14 protein-coding genes are annotated in these 21,546 nt (G+C 33.0%); 8 read left to right on the top strand and 6 right to left on the bottom strand.

Going from position 1 to position 21,546, the window contains the following annotated elements:
• Positions 1-101: 101 nt before the first annotated feature.
• The gene (locus QWY99_RS01520; protein WP_290260153.1) at positions 102-500 is read right to left on the bottom strand and encodes a helix-turn-helix domain-containing protein; all 399 of its coding nucleotides are present in this window, start codon (positions 498-500) and stop codon (positions 102-104) included.
• 628 nt (positions 501-1,128) lie between these two features.
• Between QWY99_RS01520 and QWY99_RS01525 the strand changes: the two genes are divergently transcribed.
• From QWY99_RS01525 to QWY99_RS01540, 4 genes are all read left to right on the top strand, one after another.
• A complete protein-coding gene (locus QWY99_RS01525; protein ID WP_290260155.1) occupies positions 1,129-1,806 on the top strand; it encodes a response regulator transcription factor in 678 nt (225 codons plus the stop codon).
• Complete coding sequence (locus tag QWY99_RS01530) at positions 1,806-3,074, top strand: sensor histidine kinase (protein WP_379690269.1); 1,269 nt, start codon at positions 1,806-1,808, stop codon at positions 3,072-3,074. The genes QWY99_RS01525 and QWY99_RS01530 overlap by 1 nt, the downstream gene beginning before the upstream one ends.
• A gap of 163 nt (positions 3,075-3,237) precedes the next feature.
• Positions 3,238-4,662 carry a porin gene (locus QWY99_RS01535; protein ID WP_290260160.1) on the top strand — a complete coding sequence of 475 codons (1,425 nt, stop codon included), beginning with the start codon at positions 3,238-3,240 and terminating at the stop codon, positions 4,660-4,662.
• Positions 4,663-4,689: 27 nt separating this feature from the next.
• The gene (locus QWY99_RS01540; protein WP_290260162.1) at positions 4,690-6,015 is read left to right on the top strand and encodes an MFS transporter; all 1,326 of its coding nucleotides are present in this window, start codon (positions 4,690-4,692) and stop codon (positions 6,013-6,015) included.
• Between the two features lie 180 nt (positions 6,016-6,195).
• Here the strand turns inward: QWY99_RS01540 and metE are convergent, their stop codons facing one another.
• Positions 6,196-8,520 carry a 5-methyltetrahydropteroyltriglutamate--homocysteine S-methyltransferase gene (metE, locus tag QWY99_RS01545; RefSeq protein ID WP_290260163.1) on the bottom strand — a complete coding sequence of 775 codons (2,325 nt, stop codon included), beginning with the start codon at positions 8,518-8,520 and terminating at the stop codon, positions 6,196-6,198.
• Between the two features lie 156 nt (positions 8,521-8,676).
• On the opposite strand from metE, the gene QWY99_RS01550 reads away from it, so the two are divergent.
• Both QWY99_RS01550 and QWY99_RS01555 read left to right on the top strand, forming a co-directional pair.
• Positions 8,677-9,138, top strand: a complete 462-nt coding sequence (locus QWY99_RS01550) for an Lrp/AsnC family transcriptional regulator (RefSeq protein ID WP_290260166.1) — start codon at positions 8,677-8,679, stop codon at positions 9,136-9,138.
• A 103-nt stretch (positions 9,139-9,241) separates the two neighbouring features.
• Positions 9,242-10,588: a deoxyguanosinetriphosphate triphosphohydrolase gene (locus QWY99_RS01555; protein WP_290260168.1), complete on the top strand. Its 1,347-nt coding sequence runs from the start codon at positions 9,242-9,244 to the stop codon at positions 10,586-10,588.
• Between the two features lie 3 nt (positions 10,589-10,591).
• Here the strand turns inward: QWY99_RS01555 and QWY99_RS01560 are convergent, their stop codons facing one another.
• The 3 genes from QWY99_RS01560 to QWY99_RS01570 are packed head-to-tail and all read right to left on the bottom strand — an operon-like array spanning position 10,592 to position 14,277.
• On the bottom strand, positions 10,592-11,587 hold the full coding sequence (locus QWY99_RS01560; RefSeq protein WP_290260170.1) for a DUF3078 domain-containing protein: 996 nt from the start codon (positions 11,585-11,587) through the stop codon (positions 10,592-10,594).
• 39 nt (positions 11,588-11,626) lie between these two features.
• On the bottom strand, positions 11,627-13,408 hold the full coding sequence (locus tag QWY99_RS01565; RefSeq protein WP_290260172.1) for a 1-deoxy-D-xylulose-5-phosphate synthase: 1,782 nt from the start codon (positions 13,406-13,408) through the stop codon (positions 11,627-11,629).
• Between the two features lie 59 nt (positions 13,409-13,467).
• Positions 13,468-14,277, bottom strand: coding sequence for an energy transducer TonB (locus QWY99_RS01570; RefSeq protein WP_290260174.1), 810 nt, complete (start codon positions 14,275-14,277; stop codon positions 13,468-13,470).
• A gap of 183 nt (positions 14,278-14,460) precedes the next feature.
• Between QWY99_RS01570 and QWY99_RS01575 the strand changes: the two genes are divergently transcribed.
• Complete coding sequence (locus QWY99_RS01575) at positions 14,461-14,904, top strand: nucleoside deaminase (protein WP_290260176.1); 444 nt, start codon at positions 14,461-14,463, stop codon at positions 14,902-14,904.
• A gap of 62 nt (positions 14,905-14,966) precedes the next feature.
• Here the strand turns inward: QWY99_RS01575 and QWY99_RS01580 are convergent, their stop codons facing one another.
• Entirely contained in the window at positions 14,967-15,497 is a 531-nt protein-coding gene (locus tag QWY99_RS01580; protein ID WP_290260178.1) for a hypothetical protein, read from the bottom strand.
• Between the two features lie 242 nt (positions 15,498-15,739).
• Between QWY99_RS01580 and QWY99_RS01585 the strand changes: the two genes are divergently transcribed.
• A complete protein-coding gene (locus tag QWY99_RS01585; protein ID WP_290265277.1) occupies positions 15,740-21,400 on the top strand; it encodes an alpha-2-macroglobulin family protein in 5,661 nt (1,886 codons plus the stop codon).
• Positions 21,401-21,546 lie beyond the last annotated feature (146 nt).

A 21,546-nucleotide genomic window follows, 5' to 3' on the forward strand; every position in this document is an offset into this window, starting at 1 on the left:
TGCTTTTTGCATTTCTATAGTCAGTCTTTTTTAATTTAAAAGAGGGAATATCATCGTTTTGAGATTCCCTCTTTTGGAATTAACAGTTCTTTTTGCAAAGACTATTTTTCTTTCATTATTTTTTCTAAATATTCTGTTTTATCTTTTTCAGCCTGAACTAAACGCTCATAAAGCTCAATAACTTTATCTAAAGGATTGAAGGTACAATTATTTGGATGATTAAAAATACCACTACCTGCATTACTATTATCATAAAAGTTATTGAAAAAATTAAGTACATTTTCTTCTGAAAAGTTTTTAATTGCTTCTACGCTTACACCGAGCGCTTTTGCAACTTCTATAAGTTTTTCTTCGTCTATGGTTTCGCTATTTTCGATAGTCGATACAGTTTGCTGCGTTGTTCCTAAAGCTTGCGCTAAGGCTTCTTGTTTCATGTCTTTTAGTTCACGAATGCGGCTAATTTTTCTTCCGATATGACTTGGTCTTGTTACTGTGCTCATAATTCAAAGATATTTAAAAATTCTTTTGTAAAATAGTTTTTGGTAAAAAACAGCTTATTCAGGTACGCTACCGTTACTTTCTTCCATTTTCATTTTGGCATTGAAAAAGTTTAAGAAAGTTGGTTTTTAAATTTTTCCTAAGATAAACCCATTTGGTTCTTTTAATTCAGGTTGACTTTAAATGAAATTGTATCATTTAAAACTGTCTTTCCTTTATCATTAAATCCATATTTTATTATGTTGCCTGTTCTTTTATTTCTGTACTGATCCAATTTGGTATCTCCGTAGCAATTGCCCAATTTTAATAAATCCCTGATATATGTTGTAAAGCAAGGATATTGGCCAATAGCGGTGTCTCTTTTTATAATTATAAAATCTGTAAAAAGTATTAAATTTGTTAAATACAACAAGTTATTGTAGGTTAAAGCTTTCTTTGATTGCAATATTGCGTCTAAATATCTTACTTAAAGAACTTGATTACGTATATTTACCGTCTTTAAAAGACTAATTAACCAAATCACCCATACATGCTTATAGAAAATGTGAAAATTTATTCAGGCTCATTCCTGTAAAATATATAAGCATCTCATTAATAAAAGAGTTTTGATATGGACTTAAAATAAATAGAATGAAATTACTTTTAGTTGAAGACAATCATAAGTTAATAAAAAGTATTGCAGATTATCTAATTCAGGAAAATAATATTTGTGAAATGGCGAATACCATTGCAGAAGCGCGTGAGAAATTACTTTTGTTCACTTACGACTGTATTATTTTGGACATTATGCTACCAGATGAAAACGGAATTGATTTGCTTCGGCTTATTAAAAAAAGTGAAATTCCCAGTTGTGTCATCATAATTTCAGCAAAGAATTCTCTAGATTTTAAAATAACAACTCTCGATGAAGGTGCCGATGATTATATCATAAAACCCTTTCCGCTTCCAGAATTATATTCCAGAATTAAAGCGGTTACCCGAAGAAACAATAAATGTAGTGCTAGCAACCGATTAGTATTTAATGAAATCTATGTTGATCTGCTTTCAATGGAAACTAAAATAAATGAGGACCTTATTATTTTGACACGAAAAGAAACTAATCTACTGATTTATTTTCTAAGTAATCAAAATAGAATTCTCTCAAGGCAAGCGATTGCAGCACATCTTTGGGGGGACTATACTGATAATCTTGATAATTTTGATTTCGTATATCAGCATGTTAAAAATATTAGAAAGAAAATTACAGATGCGGGCGGACAGGATTACATCAGTACAGTTTATGGACTTGGTTACAAAATGAGTAGTTAATGCAACGATTAAATTATCGCTATACAAAAGCATATTCTGTAGTCACATTTTTTGCATTGCTCATTGGTTTTGTGATTGTTTTTAATGCTGTAAAAAGAAGTAGCTCCCAGGCCACCATTGGTCAGTTAAAAAACCTTAATGCTATTATTGCCGAACAGATTAAAAGCGGAAAAGATTTTTCTGGAGATGATTCACGTGCCTATGTGAATATAAAAAAACTAAATTCAAATAGTGGTGAAATCAATGAAGTTGTTAGCTATAGAGAGGTGTATAATAAAAAATTGCAGGATACTGTAAGAGAGGTACAATTAACATCTTATCATCGAATTGATGATATAAATTATCAGATTGTCAGTTATACTTTTATGGTTATAACAGATCATATTTACCTTAACGGAATTTTCATGGTTTTTGCATGGACTTTTGTTTTCCTGATTTCTATGGTTATTATTTCTAGTGAAGTTATTTCGGGTTACATTCTTTCCCCTTTTAATTCGACTTTGAAATTAATGCAACGATTTGAAATCAATCAGAAAACAGATTTGAAATTTGAAAAAACAAATACGTTTGAATTTCAGGAGCTCAATAATTTTTTGAGGAAGATGACTGAAAAGGCAAAAAAAGATTTTTCAATTTTAAAAGAATTTTCGGAAAACGCTTCTCATGAATTACAGACTCCAATTGCTGTAATTAAAGCAAAAATTGAGCTACTCATGCAATCTAAGCTTGATGAAGAACAATTGATTAAGCTAACTTCAATGATGGATGAGTTAGAAAAACTTTCTAAAATTAATCAGTCACTTACATTGCTTACTACCCTTGAAAATTTTGATAATAAAAAAAGCAGTCGGATTGATATTAGCGAAATTGTTGAAGAAACGATTGTGTCTTTTTTAGATTTAATCGAAATGAAAAATATTAGTCTCAAAAAAAATATCCAAAAAGGAGTATTCATTCAGATGGATGAAACGCTCAGCAGAGTACTAATGAATAATCTTTTTAGCAATGCGATTCGACATAATTTTATAAACGGCGAAATTGAAGTAGAAATCACAGCTTCAAAAATGGTTATAAAAAATACAGGTAAACCTCCTTTAGTTCCCACAGAAGAATTATTTGAAAGGTTTAAGAAAGACAATCAATCCTTAAATTCAGTCGGAATTGGATTGTCTATTGTTAAGAAAATTTGCGAAATTTTTAATCATTCAATATCATACACTTCCATTTCTTCAACTCATATCTTGAAAATTATTTTTTTAAAGAAGTAAAAACGCTATTGTTTATTTGATATTTGGAAGAAAAATTTTAAAATTCAAACAAAAAACAGAATTACTTCAAAATTGCTTCAATATTATCTTATTAGTTTGTAATCGACAAAAAAAGGTTTTTTGTTGATTATTGAGCCATCAAGGTTTGCCTTAAACGTATTGTATGAAAAAAATATCAAATAATTTTTTAGTTACTTTAGTTTTTATTGTTGCTTTTGGAAAATTGTATTCACAGGAAATTAAAGATTCTGTGTTTGTTGCAATAGAAAAGCCAAAAGTAACAACGACGCCTATTGGTGATTTGAAAATTAAATTCAATAATGACGGAAGTAAATATTTGAAATTTGGTTTTTGGAATCAAGTCTTACTTCGTGCAATTGAAAACAATCCGGGTACAGCAGTCAATGGCATCCCTCAGGAAACGACTTATGACGTAGGAGTTCGTCGAATGAGAATTACCGCTACAGCCCAACTTTCGCCAAGATACCTATTGTTTGTACAAATGGGAATGAATAATCAGTCTTTTATAGCTGGTGGAGGAAAAGGGACAGGAGCGTATGGCGCGGGGAAAAAAGCAACCTTATTTTTTCATGATGCGTATAATGAATTTACGGTAATTCCGACTATTGATTCCGAAAGTAAAAAAGTAAATGATTTTAGTTTGTATATTGGAGCCGGACTTCACAGCTGGAGTGGAGTAAGCCGTTTGACAAATGCAAGTTCTAGCAAAATGCTGACAGCCGATTTGCCCGTTTTTAATTTTAGTACCATTGAAATTTCGGATCAGTTTGGTCGACAAATGGGAATATTTGCCCACGGAGAATACAAGAAATTAGGTTATAGAGTCAATTTAAATAAACCATTTGCGACCAATTTAGTGCCAGCAGTTGGTGCAGGAGCATTAGACAATAATAAAAGTGGAAAATTATCGTATGCAGGTTATTTTGATTATCAGTTTTTTGATACTGAAAAAAGAATTACCTCTTTTTTTGCAGGAACTTATTTAGGAGAAAAGAAAATTTTAAATGTTGGAGCAGGATTTTATAGCACAAAAGACGGAACGATAACACAGTCTTCTACCGGCGTTTTTGAAAGCCATGACATTAATATATTAGGTTTAGATGTTTTTGCAGAACTTCCGGTTGGGCCAAAAGATAAAAAGATGTCATTCTCTATTTATAGTGTTCTATATGACTATGATTTTGGTAAGAATTATATCCGTACTACAGGAACTATGAATCCAGGAACTGCCGATCCAGCTTTTATTGGTACTGTCGCAAAAGAAGGATTTGGAAACGCGAAATATCTTTTAGGAACAGGGAAAATTTGGTACACACAAACAGGTTTTTTATTGCCTAAATTTAGCGAAAACATCAGAATTCAGCCTTTTGCAACCTATTCTCTGAAAAAATTAGAAGCCCTTTCTCAAAGCGGAAACTATTATGATTTAGGAACAAATCTATTTTTAGAGGGTCATAATGCTAAAATTTCATTCCAATATTCAAGTCGTCCTTTATATGATGGTTTGACTAATACAGTTTTTAAAAGAGCAGGAGAGTTTTTAGCCTGCATTCAAATATGTCTTTAATAAATTAAATCAATTCATTTATAACTTATGTCAGATAAACATACAACTTCTGAAGAAATGTCTACTGCTCGTCGATTAAAAGCAATTATGAGTGGTTCAATAGGAAATTTGGTAGAATGGTACGATTGGTACGCCTATTCTGCATTTTCAATCTATTTTGCACCTGTTTTTTTTCCAAAAAGTGATAGTACGGCACAACTATTAAATACAGCAGGGATTTTTGCAGTTGGGTTTTTAATGCGTCCTATTGGTGGATGGATTTTTGGTAGTATTGCAGACAGGGTTGGTAGAAAATTCTCGATGACATTATCTGTTTTATTAATGTCTCTAGGGTCGCTTTTAATAGCATTGACACCTTCATATGAGACAATTGGAGTATTAGCACCTATATTATTATTAGTAGCAAGATTACTTCAGGGGTTGAGTGTTGGGGGAGAATATGGAACTTCGGCAACCTACTTGAGCGAAATGGCAACCGCCAAAAACAGGGGGTTCTTTTCAAGTTTTCAATATGTTACTCTGATAGGTGGGCAACTTATTGCTTTAGGAATCCAGCTTGCAATGCAAAAATTGTTTTTAACAGATGCGCAAATGCATGAATGGGGCTGGAGAGTTCCCTTCTTTATTGGTGCAGCTTTGTCTTTAGTAGCGTTATACCTGAGAAGCCATATGGATGAGACTTCAGAATTTAAAAAGACTGAAAATCAAAATGAAGGAGAGACAAAGAAGAAAAGTGGTTCTCTAAGGGAATTAATGCGTCATCCAAAAGCATTAGCAACTGTTGTAGGGCTTACACTAGGAGGAACTATTGCTTTTTATACTTATAGTACCTACATGCAGAAATTTTTGGTAAACACAGTACATCTAACCAAGGATGAATCGACATTAATAACTTTTTTATCCTTATTAATTTTTGCTTTAATTCAACCAATATTTGGAGCATTATCAGATAAAATAGGGAGAAAACCATTACTCTTAGCATTTGGGATATTAGGGACTATAGCGACATACCCTTTATTAACAGCAGTTTCGAATGCCTCGGGTAAATGGGAAGCTTTTGGATATATTATGATTGCTCTGATAATTGTAAGTGGTTATACTTCTATAAACGCAGTGGTTAAAGCGGAACTATTCCCAACAGAAATTCGTGCACTTGGAGTAGGCTTTCCTTACTCGATAACAGTTGCTCTTTTTGGAGGAACTGCTGAGTATATTGCACTTTGGTTTAAAAATGCAGGACATGAAACCTATTTTTACTGGTATGTTACAGGTTGTATTTTTATATCACTGATTGTTTATACTTTAATGAAAGACACCCGTAAAACATCAACCTTTGGCGATACTAATAACTAGTGGTTAGTTTATAAGTTAGTATTGTAGTTTTTTTTTTTTGGACCTTGATGAAATAGAGACAGCCTTTTGAGTTGTCTCTATTTTTTTTGTTTTATGATATAAAATACAATTGAGCGAAGTCGAAATAAATCATAACTACAAGATTTTCGACTCCACTCAATTGGCAATAAGAAATAAAAATTATAGGCTTATTTCAGTTTCAACGGCAACTCTCATTTCTTGGGCAGCAGCTACCATTTCAATTAATGCTTTTTTTGTTTCATCCCAATGACGGGTTTTTAAACCACAATCAGGATTAACCCAAAGTTGATTTACAGGAATAACCGCAGCGGCTTTCTCTAACAATTTTACCATTTCTTCTCTAGATGGCACACGAGGGGAGTGTATATCATAAACTCCAGGACCTATTTCGTTAGGATATTTAAAATCGGCAAAAGCATCAAGTAATTCCATTTGCGAGCGAGAACATTCAATTGTAATTACATCGGCATCCATATCGGCAATGTTTTGAATGATATCATTGAATTCGCTATAACACATATGGGTATGAATTTGAGTATCGTCTTTAACGCCACTAGCCGAAATACGAAATGCTTTTACAGCCCAATCTAAGTAAGTTGCCCATTCTTCTTTGCGTAATGGTAATCCTTCACGAATAGCAGGTTCGTCAATTTGAATTATCTTAATTCCTGCATTTTCTAAATCGACTACTTCATCTCTTATTGCCAATGCAATCTGGGTACAGGTTTGAGAACGCGGTTGGTCGTTACGAACAAATGACCATTGTAAAATTGTTACTGGGCCAGTTAACATTCCTTTTAACCATTTAGGAGTTAACGATTGTGCATATTCTGACCATTTTACAGTCATTGGTCTAGGTCGCGATACATCACCGTAGATTACAGGAGGTTTTACACAACGGCTACCGTAACTTTGAACCCAACCATTTTTCGTGAATGTAAATCCATCTAATTGCTCGCCAAAATATTCCACCATATCATTGCGTTCAAATTCGCCATGAACAAGAACATCAATACCAGTTTCTTCTTGAAAACGAATCGTTTCTTCAGTTTCTTTCTTTATTAAATCGTCGTATTGTTGTTGAGATAATTCTCCTTTTTTAAATTTTGCTCTCCAACTACGGACTTCAGGAGTTTGCGGAAACGAACCAATTGTTGTTGTTGGAAACAAGGGAAGATTTAAAGCCTTTGTTTGTTTCTCTCTACGAATAGCAAAAGGGTTCTTGCGTTTGTCATCATCAGGAGTAATGTTTGCAACACGATTTTTAACCAATTCGTTATGAATTAGCTTAGATGTTTTTCTATTCTCATTAGCCAAAGTGTTTTCTGCAAAACGAATAGAGTTTGCAATGTCAATTTCTTTTGTAGCAAACTGCTTTAACAAAACAACTTCTTGAATTTTCTGTTTAGCAAAAGCCAGCCATTGTTTAATTTCAGGAGTCAGTGTTTCGTTGTTTGTTTCTAATTCTAAATCGCATGGACTATGAATTAAGGAGCAAGAAGGCGCAATTAAAATTCTATTTTTACCTAGAGCATTAACTGCTTTTTCTATAATTGCCAATGAGTTTTTAAAATCATTTTTCCAGATGTTTCTTCCGTCAACTAAACCAAGAGAAAGATTCACATTTGGGGCTAATTGATTGGATTCTAAAATGTCCTCTAATTGTAACGGACAACGAACTAAGTCTAAATGCAAAGTATCAACTGGTAAAGCCAATGCCGTAGCTAGATTTTCACCATAACAATCGAAATAATTCGCAAGAATGATTTTAATGTTAGGGAAACGTTTGTTGATTTCGTTATACACTTTTACATAAGTAGTACGTTCTTTATCGCTAAGATTTAAAGCCAAGAAAGGCTCGTCTAATTGAATGTAAGTCGCATTTTCGGCTTCTAGTTTCTCGAAAATTTCAAAATAGACAGGAAGTAAAGATTCAATAAGATCAATTCTATGAAAACCATCTTCCTTTTCTTTTCCTAAAAGCAAGTAAGAGATAGGGCCTATAAGTACAGGTTTTGTAGCAATTCCTAAATCATTAGCTTCTTTAAACTCATTGATTATTTTTTCTGAAAACAGAGTGAATTTTTGGTTTCTTGTAAACTCAGGAACTATATAATGGTAGTTTGTATCAAACCACTTAGTCATTTCCATAGCAACAACATCTTGTCCGTTTTTTTGCGAACCTCTTGCCATTGCAAAATATAAATCGATAGCCGAATTAGTTCTTGCAAAATCAGTATAACGTTCAGGGATTGCTCCTAAACTTACTGTTAGATCTAAAACTTGGTCATAAAAAGAGAAATCATTTGAAGGAATTAAATCAATACCAGATTCAGCTTGTAATTGCCAGTTTTCTCGGCGAATGTTTTTTCCAACTTCCAGAAGTTCATCAGCCGAAATTTTCCCTGACCAGTATAATTCACTAGCTTTTTTTAATTCTCTGTTGCTTCCAATTCGAGGATAACCTAAATTATTTGTTTTCATTTTGTTTCAGTATTTTTTACTGAACAAATTTATTGTATTGGTTTTTAAAACTTATATTTGGTCTGTATTTAAGTGAATTGACTTAATTAAGTGGGTTTTTGCAGATTTTAATACTGATTAATCCTTTTAAAACGAACCTTAGCCGTAAAAATTACTATGGAAAATTTAGATAAGACCGATTTAGAGATCTTGAAACACCTTCAGGAAAACTCAAATATCAATACAAAAGACTTGGCAAGTAAATTATTCTTGACTGTTACGCCCGTTTATGAGCGTATAAAACGATTGGAAAGAGATGGGTATATTACAAAATATGTCGCATTATTAGATAAGAAAAAGATGAATCGTGGCATGATTGTTTTTTGCAATGTTCGATTAAAGGAACATGCGAAAAATGTGGGAAGTAATTTTGTGAAAGATATTGTTGCCCTGCCAGAAATTATTGAGTGTTATAATATTGCTGGTGATTATGATTTTATGCTAAAAATACTTGTTCAGGACATGGCTAGTTATCAGGATTTTGTAATGAATAAATTGTCAACGATTGAGAACATAGGTAATACAAATAGTATTTTTGTAATGGGAGAAATAAAGCACAGTACAGCATTGGCATTTTAGATTGCATTAGATATTTTAGAAAGCCGATGAATTACAAAACGAGTTTTTCTTTAAAACATATCTATTTCTGTATCTTTGAAAACAAAATTGGAAAAAAATTACAATGAACTGGGAACAACTTTTATCACTCAAACGCCAAGGCGATACTAGCAAAAGATTACGTGTAGAACAAGATGATACACGATTGGGATTTGAAGTAGATTATGACCGAATAATATTTTCATCGGCGTTTAGAAGTCTACAAGATAAAACGCAGGTAATTCCACTTTCGAAAACTGATTTTGTACACACCCGCTTAACGCATAGTTTAGAAGTTTCGGTTGTGGGACGCTCAATAGGACGTTTGGTAGGAAAAAAAATAATCGAAAAATATCCATACCTAAAAGAGATTCATGGGTATCATATGAATGATTTTGGAGCTATCGTAGCTGCAGCATCATTGGCACACGATATAGGAAACCCACCTTTTGGACATTCGGGTGAGAAAGCAATTGGAGAATATTTTTCAATTGGAAACGGACAAAAATATAAAGAGCATTTAACGGACAAACAGTGGCAAGACTTAATAGATTTTGAAGGTAATGCAAATGGGTTTTCAGTACTAACAGCAAGTCGCCCAGGAATAGAGGGAGGTCTTAGAATTTCGTACGCCACGTTAGGAGCATTTATGAAATACCCGAAAGAAAGTTTACCAAAAAAGCCAACGAAAGATATAGCCGATAAAAAATATGGTTTCTTCCAGACTGACAAAGATTTTTTTAATACAGTAGCTGTCGATATGGGAATGCTACCTAATAAGTCCGGAAATGATATTGGTTTTGAAAGACATCCTTTGGCTTATTTAGTAGAAGCAGCCGATGATATTTGTTATACTATTATTGATTTTGAAGACGGAATAAATCTAGGTTTAGTCTCTGAAGATTATGCTCTGGAATATTTGATTAAACTGGTAAAAGACAATATTGGAGTTGCTAAATATAAAACACTAACAACAAAAGAAGATCGAATTAGTTATTTACGTGCGCTAGCAATTGGTAGTTTGATAAATGATGCGGTTAAAGTTTTTATTGACAATGAAGAAGCAATTCTAGCAGGTAAATTCCCATATGCTTTAATGGATAAAAGCCAATATAAAGCACAAATGAATGATATTATAAATTTGAGTGTTCAAAATATATATCAAAGTCGCGAAGTGATTGAAAAAGAAATAGTTGGTTATCAGATAATCCAGACACTTCTAGATAAATTTATTACAGCTTTTAATAATAAATACAACGATGAAGCGTCAAACTATGATACTTTGATTTTAAAAATGTTGCCAGAAAAACACCATTTAGAAAAAGAAGGATTATATGAAAGATTGTTGCACATATGCCATTACGTTTCCTTATTAACAGATGGAAATGCATTGGAATTGTTCGACACTATAAATGGAAGAAAAACAAGTTAGTTGTTAAAAAGCATAAACAACACCAACACCAAGAACTTGTTTTAATTGTACTTTTGGTCCTTCGGTAACTTGTACTCCGCCTATTTCTTTTTTAGATTTGATGTCGTCATCATAAACGAAATGAATGCCAACATTGGCTTTTACATATTGATTTACAACAAGATCTAGGCGGGTATCATAATCGATATCGACATTTCCGAATCGATTTAGATAATCGGTATAAAGACTCAGACGGTTTTCGAAAAAGATATTTTTGAAAATCTCATTCTTTGAATAAGCAGTGAATAAAATACCAAATTCCGCTTTTATTTTTTGACCTTCTTCAACAAGAATTTTATTGGTAGGATCCTCAGGGTCTTCTATGTAAATTGCTTTTCTAACACCAAATGCTCCTTGATTTGCCAATGTTTGATCTAATACCAATGTGGTCTTTAATGTTATTGGTGAGAAATAAAAAGTGCGATTTTTCTTTTTGTTAGCATTCTCAGCTCCAGCTCCTAAGAATACATAAGCAGGGGCAAAAAGTTTGGAAATAGGAATGGCAGTGTTTGGATAAGAATATCCATTAGTGAATTGTGAATTTAAATTGAATTTTGCAGAATAATACCAGTTTGAAAGGGTGTCTCTTCTAAAACCGTAAGTGGAATTAAACTGAAAAGCATCATCAGTTTTACGTAATTCAATACCATCTTGTTTATTTAAACCGTATTTTAGTAAAAGTTCATTTGCCCATTTATGATTGTCCTTTGCGTATACTCTTGAAAATTCACCTTTAAAAAGTCCAGAAATAGAACTAGTTCCCCCAGCACTCCAATTTACAAAAGCAATTTGGGTAATATCAAAGCCTAATTTATTTTTCTTAGTCCAATTAGATTCCTCATCTGGTAATTGAGTTTGAATTACGGGAGATATTTGAGTTTGAATTAAAGATTTCTGAGCGAAATTTTTAGATGAACAAAATAAAAAAAGTATTAAAATGGGTAAATGGAATAATTTCATTATGGCAATTTTTGTTTTGGCTGTGCAAAATAATTCTTTTTAAGCAAGAGAAAAAAGAATTTCTAAACTTTTAACGTCAATATTGCATAATTGTTGCAATTCGGTAACAGTTCCATGTTCAATAAAAGTATCAGGAATTCCTAATGTTGTTATGTTTGCTGTATAATTATGAAGGGCTGAAAACTCTAGAATAGCTGTTCCGAAACCACCAGTTACAGTTCCATCTTCGATTGTTATTATGTTTTTGAAATTTGTAAAAATAGTGTGTAATAGTTTGTTGTCTAGTGGTTTGATGAAAGCAAAGTCGTAATGAGCAATACTGTTCGGATTAGCACAGTTTTGTAGTGCAGTTATTACATTGTTTCCAATTGTTCCTGTAGATAAAACAGCTGTTTGATTTCCTTCTTTAAGGCAAGTAGCTCTTCCGATTTCGATTGTAGCATAATTCTTAAAATTGTTCTTTTGCCAATCGGTAACGACACCCCTGCCTCTAGGATATCGAATAGCAATAGGATGGTTCAATCCTAATTGCGCAGTATATAAAATGTTCTGTAATCCTATTTCGTTTAAGGGAGCATATATAATTATGTTAGGAATGCAACGCAAATATGCGATATCAAATACGCCATGATGAGTAGCACCGTCTTCTCCGACCAAACCTGCTCTGTCAAGACAAAATATGACAGGTAAATTTTGTAAAGCAACATCGTGTATGACTTGGTCGTACGCACGTTGTAAAAAAGTAGAGTAAATATTGCAATACACAATCATTCCTTGAGTAGCCATTCCAGCGGCAAGTGTTACAGCATGTTGCTCGGCAATACCCACATCAAAAGCACGTTTTGGAAAAGCATCCATCATAAATTTAAGAGAGCTTCCAGATGGCATTGCAGGAGTAATACCAACGATTTTCTCGTTTTTTTGTGCTAAATCTAAAATAGTTAATCCAAAAACATCTTGATATTTTGGAGGCAGATTATTTTCTATTTTTGGAATTATTTCTCCAGTTGTAGCATCAAATTTACCTGGAGCATGATACTGAACCTGATTGTCTTCAGCTTGCTGTAATCCCTTTCCTTTGGTAGTAACGATATGCAGGAATTTAGGTCCTTTTATATTTTTTAATCGTTTTAATTCTTTTATTAATTCAAAAATATCATGTCCGTTTATAGGTCCCGAATAATCAAAATTCAATGATTTAATCATATTGTTTTTCTTCGGATTTTTTCCTTCTTTTACAGCAGTAAGATATTTTTTAAGTGCTCCAACACTAGGATCTATTCCGATAGCATTGTCATTAAGAATCACTAATAAATTGGCATCAGTTACCCCAGCATGATTTAAACCTTCAAAAGCCATTCCCGATGCGATTGAAGCATCGCCAATAACTGCTATATGTTGTTTTTCGAAATCGCCTTTTAAATTAGAAGCAATTGCCATTCCTAATGCTGCAGATATAGAAGTCGATGAATGGCCTACGCCAAAAGTATCATATTTGCTTTCAGCTATTTTAGGAAACCCAGAAATACCATGAAGCTGTCTATTGGTGTGAAATTGGTCTCTTCTTTCAGTCAATATTTTATGCCCATAAGCTTGATGTCCAACATCCCAAACGAGTAAATCATCAGGTGTATTAAAAACATAATGCAATGCAATGGTAAGTTCGGTAACACCAAGGCTAGCACCTAAATGCCCTTCTTTTACAGAAACAACATCAATAATAAAATTACGTAATTCTTGAGCAACTTGTGGAAGTTGTTCTTCTTGTAACAGACGTAAATCGGCTGGATTGAATATGCTTGAAAGTAAATTATTTTTCATTTTTGAGTAAAAAACAAATTTACGGTTTTAAATTTAATTCTTTCTATTTGATTATCATTTCAGCCTTTAACGGCGCTAATTGCAGTTATTGTAGAAATATTATTTTCTATTGAAGAATTTAGAGTGTCTTTTTGAATTGATAGTAAATATCGTACTCTTGTTTTTTTTCCATTTTGTTCACCAGGTTTCCATTTTTTAGAAGATTTTAAAACCCTAATAGCTTCGTCCATATTTCCAAAGCCCATATCTTTGATCGGTTTGATATCCTCTATAGAGCCATCTTTTGAAATTACAAAAGAGAGTTCTATTTCTCCGTATTTTGCTCTTGCTTCTTCTGGTAATCTAAAATTATCTTTGAAAAAAGTATAAAATTTTTCAATTCCTCCGCTGTATTCAGGATCTACTTCAATCGCGGTGTAGCCATTATAAACATCTTCAGTAACTGAATTGTCTTCACAACTGATTTTTGATTGTTTTTTTAATTTTATTTTTTTATTTGTAATTATAGATACAGGTTTTGTAAATTTTATTTGGTCAACTTTTGGAGGAGGAGGAGTAGGATACCTTGGGTTATTTTCGCTAGCTTTAATATCTCCAACCATAATATTTTCTGTGGTTGAAGAATCTTCAACAATTTCTATTTTATTTATTTTTTGTTTAGTTCCGTTTTTATCCGCGCAACTAAACAAAGTAGTTCCCATACTAATAAACAATGCTAGTAAAAACATTTTATGATAATGAGTTTGCGAATGTAAAACGTGATTCGGAATTTGAATTATAATATTGTCCAGTTGAGATTTTTTAAATCTCCCGCAGACACTCTTATTTTGATTTGAAATAAAATAATGCTGAATTTCTTCTGGTAACATTGCCGTAAAATCGACTACTGTTTTTGTACAGCTAAGGCAAAATCTTCCATTGTCTTTTGGAGTCATTTCGTCCCAGTTTTCATTGCAGGGGTTCGGAATTGTTATTTTGTGTTTTGTGGCCATGATTTTAATTCAATAAATAAATGTAATAATAAATAGTTACTAAAAATGTATTTTTGTTTCATGATAGATATTTTCACCGACGAGTATTTTATGAAAAAGGCTTTGCAAGAAGCTGAAATGGCATTTGATAAAGATGAAATTCCTGTTGGAGCCATTATTGTAATTGATAATAAGGTCATTGCAAGAAGTCATAATCTAACCGAATTATTAAATGATGTTACAGCTCATGCCGAAATGCAAGCTATAACAGCTGCAGCTAATTTTTTAGGTGGGAAATATTTAAAAGACTGTACACTTTATGTAACGCTGGAACCTTGCCAGATGTGTGCGGGAGCTTTGTATTGGAGTCAGATCTCGAAAATTGTTTTTGGAGCCAGTGATGAACATCGCGGTTACAAAAAAATGGGCACACAGCTACATCCCAAAACAGTTGTTGTTCGAGGAATCATGGCAAATGAAGCTTCAGACTTGATGAAACGTTTTTTTGCGAAAAGAAGAAGATAAATACCGGAAAAACTTTAAGAGATATTGTATTTACCTATTAAAGTTATTTCCGTATACTCACTTTAATACAGATAGGTCATATAAAGACATACCAATATCATAAATGTATTAAAACAAATTATATTGTAAAATGTGTTTTCAGAAAAAGCTTTTTTTGAATGAAGTATCTTTAAACTGATGGCTATCGAAAGAAGTAACGTACAGCAAAAGTAAAAGAGAATTCCATTAATACTTAAGTCATTAGTAAGGATATTGGTGTAATCTTTATCCCCTGATTTTACTTTTCTTACTGATTTTAAGATCAAAGAATGCTCAAGTTCTATATCTTTCTCTTCAATATAACTTTTAGCAGTTGAAAATGTAAATCCATTCTGTGTATAGTAATGATAAGAAATAGTTTGAGGTTTAGATCTCCTTTTTGAGCTTGTGTTTTTTAAAGTATAATGGGTTACTTTATCAGTTGTTTTGGAGGCTGGCAAAATATGATAATCTAAAAAGCAGAACAAAATAAACAAAGTTACTATCATTAATAGGTAGATGATAACGGGTTTGTTTTTAATAATAAACGTGTTTTCGGTAGAATTTTTTTTCAAAATAGGTGGTATTTTTGGTTTGTAAAAAAAAGAACGAAATATAATACATTTTTAAATAAGTTGTTCGGAATTTTACGTAAATATTTATTAATCAGTATTGAAGAGTTTTCTTTTAGAAGTAATTAAAATTTAGAGTACTTTTATTACAATATAAAGACCATTTTATTTGTTATGGTTTTGAATTGTAAGAAGGCATATTTTATATGCAATTGTAATTTTGTAATAATTAACTCTGTATGAAATTGACAACAAAAGGATTAGTTTACGTGTTTTTTGTGTTTTTTATTTTTCAGGCTTGCGGAAGGAAATCTGCCTCCGACTTTAATTCTGATTTCTCATTATTCAAAGATTATATAACAAGTTTCACTGGAGGGATAGTTTCGTCTCAATCGGATATACGTGTTGTTTTGGCTTTTGAGAAGAAAGATTGGAAAATCAATCAAGAACTGGATAGCGATTTATTTGATATTTCACCAAGTGTCGACGGAAAAGTAGTTGCACTTTCGAGTAATACAGTAGCTTTTATTCCAGAAAAAAAACTGAAAGCAGGAACAGAATATCAAGTCACATTAAATTTAGATAAACTTATTACGCTTCCAAAAAAAGGAGAGGATGATAAAGATCTTTCTAAATTTAATTTTACTGTTAAAACAATCAAACAAGACTTTATAGTAAATACTTTGGATGTGCAGTCCTATAGTAAGGAATATCAATACCTGAATTGTGTATTGAAAACAGCTGACAATATAGATGTAGAGACAGCAAAGAAACTAGTTTTGGCAAGTCAAAATGGAAAGAATCTCAATATTAAGTTTGACAAAACTGCTATTTCAGGAAAAGAGTTCAAGTTTACTATTGATAGTATTCAGCGTTTTTCGGCTGCTAGCAATCTTGAGATTTCCTACGACGGGAATGATTTTGACATAGATCAAAAAGGAAAGATGGATTTTCCAATTACTGCGATTACTGAATTCAAAATTATAAAAGTCGAAATTCCTGATGAAAACAATCAGTCGGTATTAATTAATTTTTCGGAACCACTAGAGAAAGGACAAGATTTTAAGGGATTGGTAGCCATTCAAAATACAAATAACTTAAAGTTTTCAACCCAAGGAAATATTTTGAAAGTTTATTTCAGTAGCCAAAAGCAAGTTCAAGAAGTAGTACATGAAGTTGCGGTTGTTGATACAACTGCTGTTGCTGTAGATAGTAGCGCTGTGGATAGTGTTGCAGTAGTTGAGCCAGTTGTTCAAGAAGTTGTAGAAGAACCAGTGTCTGATCAAGCTGTAACTGGTGAATTGTTATTAGAAGTTTTTCAAGGAATAGAAAGTCAATATGGGCGAAAGATGGCCGAGAATTATTCGGAGAAGATTTCTTTTGATCAAATTAAGCCGAATATCAAGTTTATAAAAAACGGAACGATTTTACCAAGTTCAAATAATTTAAAATTGAACTTTGAAGCTGTAAATCTTAGTGCGGTAGATGTTAAAGTATATAAGATTTATAAAAATAATATCCTGCAGTTTCTTCAAAACAATGAATTGAATGGAGCTCAAAACTTAAAAAGAGTGGCGCAACCTGTTGCAAAAACGACTCTTAATCTTAAGGATAATCCATTAGTCAATCCAACCAAGTGGAATACCTATGCTTTGGATTTATCCAAAATTATAACACCAGAACCTGGGGCAATTTATAGAGTTGAGTTCTCGTATAAAAAAGCATACTCTTTGTATAAATGTGATACTAACGAGCCAGATTCAGAGCAAACGGAAGAAGAAGATGTTGATGAGAATGATGTAAATTATAGTAGCAATTCATACGATGATTATTACTATGATGATTATGAATGGAGAGAAAGTCAAGATCCTTGTACAGGTTCGTATTATTATAACGCCAAAATAGGAACTAATATTTTAGCTTCAGACTTAGGTGTGATTGCTAAAAGAGGAGAAAATAAATCGTATTTGTTTGTAGTCAATAATATAATAACTACAGAGCCAGTTTCTAATGCACGAGTAGATTTATATAGTTTTCAGCAACAAAAACTTGCCACAGGAACAACAAGTAGCGAAGGAATAGCCTCTTTTCAGTTAGATAAGTTTGCCTATTTTGCTATTGTCACTCTAGGAACTCAATCTACTTATGTAAAGCTAGATGATGGAAATTCATTGTCGGTAAGTAATTTTGATGTTGCTGGTGAAACGTTGCAAAAAGGATTAAAAGGATATATCTACGGAGAACGCGGAGTTTGGCGTCCGGGAGATAATTTGTATTTGTCATTTATACTTAATGATGCAGCAAATAAATTACCAAAATCACATCCGATAAAATTTAGATTAACGGATCCTAACGGGAAAGTGACCTATCAAACGGTTCAAAAATCGAATAATCTGAACCATTATGCTTTTATAGTTCCTACAGATACTGAAGCACCAACCGGAAATTGGGAAGCGATGGTAAGTGTAGGTGGAGCAAAATATTACAAGAGCGTAAAAATTGAAACCATTAAACCAAACCGTTTAAAAATTAAAAATAGTTTTAAACGAGCAATACTCTCTTCTTCATATCCCAATACATGTAACCTTGAAGTTACGTGGCTTCATGGAGCAATTGCTAAAAATTTGAATGTAGAAATGCAAGCAAAGTTTTCGCAACAAAGCACTACATTTAAAGGCTATGAAAAATATGTTTTTGATGATTTAGTACGTCAATTTAGCACAGAAGAAGTTAATATCTTCTCGGGTAAGCTAGATGCAAACGGAAGAGCTTCTGTAAATATTGAACCTAAATTACAAGGGCAAGCACCGGGGATGTTAAGAGCTGCCTTTATTACCAAAGTGTATGAAGAAGGGGGTGATTTCAGTACCGATGTTATCTCAACAACATATTCACCTTACAATACTTATGTAGGTGTTAGATCGCCTGAGCCTACAAAATACGGAATGCTTGAAACCCGTAAAATGAATCGATTTGATGTGGTGACAGTTGATGAAAACGGAAGACCAAAAGCGGTAAGAAATCTAGAAGTAAAAGTTTATAAAACAGAATGGCGCTGGTGGTGGGATGCTTCGAGTGATAACTTATCGAATTATAATTCGTCGAATGCTACTACTTCATACAAAACATTTACTGTAAATACAGATGCAAGCGGAAAAGGAAGTTTTCAATTTGCTTTAACAGATGAAGAATGGGGACGTTACTTAATTCGTGTTTCAGATGAAACTAGCGGACATGCATCGGCAATAACTGTAAATATCGATTGGCCAATTTGGTCAGGTAAGACTAGAAATACAGATGCTTCTACAGCCAATATGCTTGTTTTTTCTACAGATAAAAAGAATTATGCAGTAGGTGAAAAAGCACAAATATCATTTCCTTCAAGTGAGGGTGGTCGCGCTTTAGTTTCTATAGAAAATGGTTCTAAAGTAGTGCAAACGTTATGGGTAAATACTCAAAAAGGAGAAACTAAAGTTGATGTTCCAATTACGGGAGCGATGGCGCCGAATGTGTATTTCAATATCACACTTTTGCAACCACATGCATCGACCAAAAATGATTCTCCAATTCGTATGTACGGAATTGTGCCAATCGAAGTAATTGACAAAACTACAATTCTTGCTCCAAGTTTATCAATGCCAGATGTATTGAAACCTGAGCAAACGTTCCCTATAAAAGTAAGTGAAAAATCAGGCAAGGAAATGACCTATACAATTGCGGTTGTCGATGAAGGTTTGTTGGATTTAACTCGTTTTAAAACTCCAAACGCTTGGGACAGTTTTTATGTTAGAGAAGCCTTGGGAGTAAAAACATGGGATGTTTATGATGATGTGATTGGTGCTTACGGAGGTAAAGTAAACCAGATATTTAGTATTGGTGGAGATCAAGATTTAGGCGGAGGTAAAGCTAAAAAAGCCAATCGATTTAAACCTGTGGTTATTTATCTAGGGCCATTTAAATTAAAGAAAGGGGAAACAAAAACACATCAAGTAAAATTACCAAAATACATTGGTTCAGTAAGAACAATGGTAGTTGCTGGTGATGCAAATACAAGTGCATACGGAAGCGTGGATAAAGCAACTCCAGTTCGTAGTCCGTTAATGGTATTGGCTACGTTGCCAAGAAAAATTTCTCCTTCAGAAAAAGTGACTATTCCAGTTACCATTTTTGCAATGGAAAAACACATTAAGAACGTAACTGTACAAATTAAAACAAGTAACGGATTAAGAGTAATAGGAAGTGCGACTCAAGGATTGACATTTACACAGCCTGATGAAAAGATGGCATATTTTAATTTAGAAGTAGGTGGCTTAACCGGAATTGCCAAAGTACAAGTTATCGCTACTTCTGGAAAAGAAAAATCAGTTTACGATGTCGAAATTGATATGACAAATCCAAATCCTGTAACGAATACGTATACAGATGTAATCTTAGAACCAAATAGCGCTAAGACTATTGTTTGGAAAACATTTGGCGTAGCAGGAAGTAACAAGGCAAAACTCGAAGTGTCGTCAATGCCAACGATTAATTTAAATGGAAGGTTGCAATTTCTTATTCAATATCCGCATGGATGTGTAGAGCAAACAACTTCATCAGTATTTCCGCAACTATTCCTAAATGATGTGGCCGATATTGATGTTACGCGTCAGCAGCTTATTCAAAAGAATGTAACAGCAGGAATTGCAAGATTAGGAGGTTTCCAATTGTCAAATGGAGGACTTCCATATTGGCAAGGAAATCCTGTTGCTGATGATTGGGGAACTTCATATGCAGGGCATTTTATGATAGAAGCCGAGAAAAAAGGATATGTATTGCCAATTAATTTTAAGTCAAAATGGTTATCATATCAGCAAAAAGAAGCCAAACAATGGCGATTTGAAGTTCGTTATGGAAATGATTTAGCGCAAGCTTATCGTTTATATACATTGGCTTTGGCTGGTTCATCAGATTTGTCTTCAATGAATAGATTGCGTGAAACAAAAGGGATTTCAAATGAAAGTAAATTAAGACTTGCTGCTGCTTATGTTTTGGCAGGACAAAAAAGCGCAGCTTCAGCATTGCTATTGAGTAGTAAAATTGATGAAGAGGCATCGGGTTATAATTATTACTATTATGGTTCAAGTGACAGAAATCGTGCTATGGCTTTGGAAACAATGTTGTTATTAGATCAAAAACAAAAAGCATTTGCGATGGCTACAAAACTAGCTAAGAACATGGCAAGTGATCAATGGATGAGCACACAAACAACAGCTTATTGTTTGTATGCAATGTCTAAGTTTTCATTGAATAATGGAGCTAAAGGAATTGACGTACAATATAGTTCGGCAGGCAAAACAGAAAGTATAAAAACAAATAAAACGGTCGCCGATAGAAGCTTAGTAGTTAAAGCAGGTTCGAATAGCGTTACTTTAAAAAACAATAAAAAGAATACGATTTATGTTCGAGTATTAAATACAGGAATCTTACCAATAGGTCAGGAGAATGTAATTCAGAGCAATGTTTCGGCTACTATAGTTTTCAAAAACAGAAAAGGAGGCGTTATCAATGTATCGAAAATTGCACAAGGAACAGAATTTATAGCAGAGGTGACTGTTAGAAGTCTAAGGAATGAACGTGTTGAAAATGTAGCATTGACTCAGATTTTACCTTCTGGATTTGAAATTGTAAACACCCGTTTTACAGATTTTGGTGATGCAACAAATAATATCGCCGATTATATCGATATTCGTGATGATAGAACCAATTTCTATTTTGGATTAAAAGCAGGAGAAACCAAAGTGTTTAAAATTTTGTTGAATGCATCTTATCTAGGTAATTATTATTTACCTGGATTGCAGTGTGAAGCAATGTATGATAATACATTCTTAGCACGAACAAAAGGATTCTGGGTTGAGGTTGTGAAATAAGTCTCGTATCCTAACAGGTTTCCGAAACCTGTTAGGTATATTTTTTAGTTTTTATTAGTTTTACTTGGATTGGAAAGCGAAGCAATGTATGATAATACCTTCTTAGCACAAACTAAAGGATTCTGGTTTGAGGTTGTGAAATAAGT

The organism is Flavobacterium branchiarum, assembly GCF_030409845.1.
Classification (GTDB): domain Bacteria; phylum Bacteroidota; class Bacteroidia; order Flavobacteriales; family Flavobacteriaceae; genus Flavobacterium; species Flavobacterium branchiarum.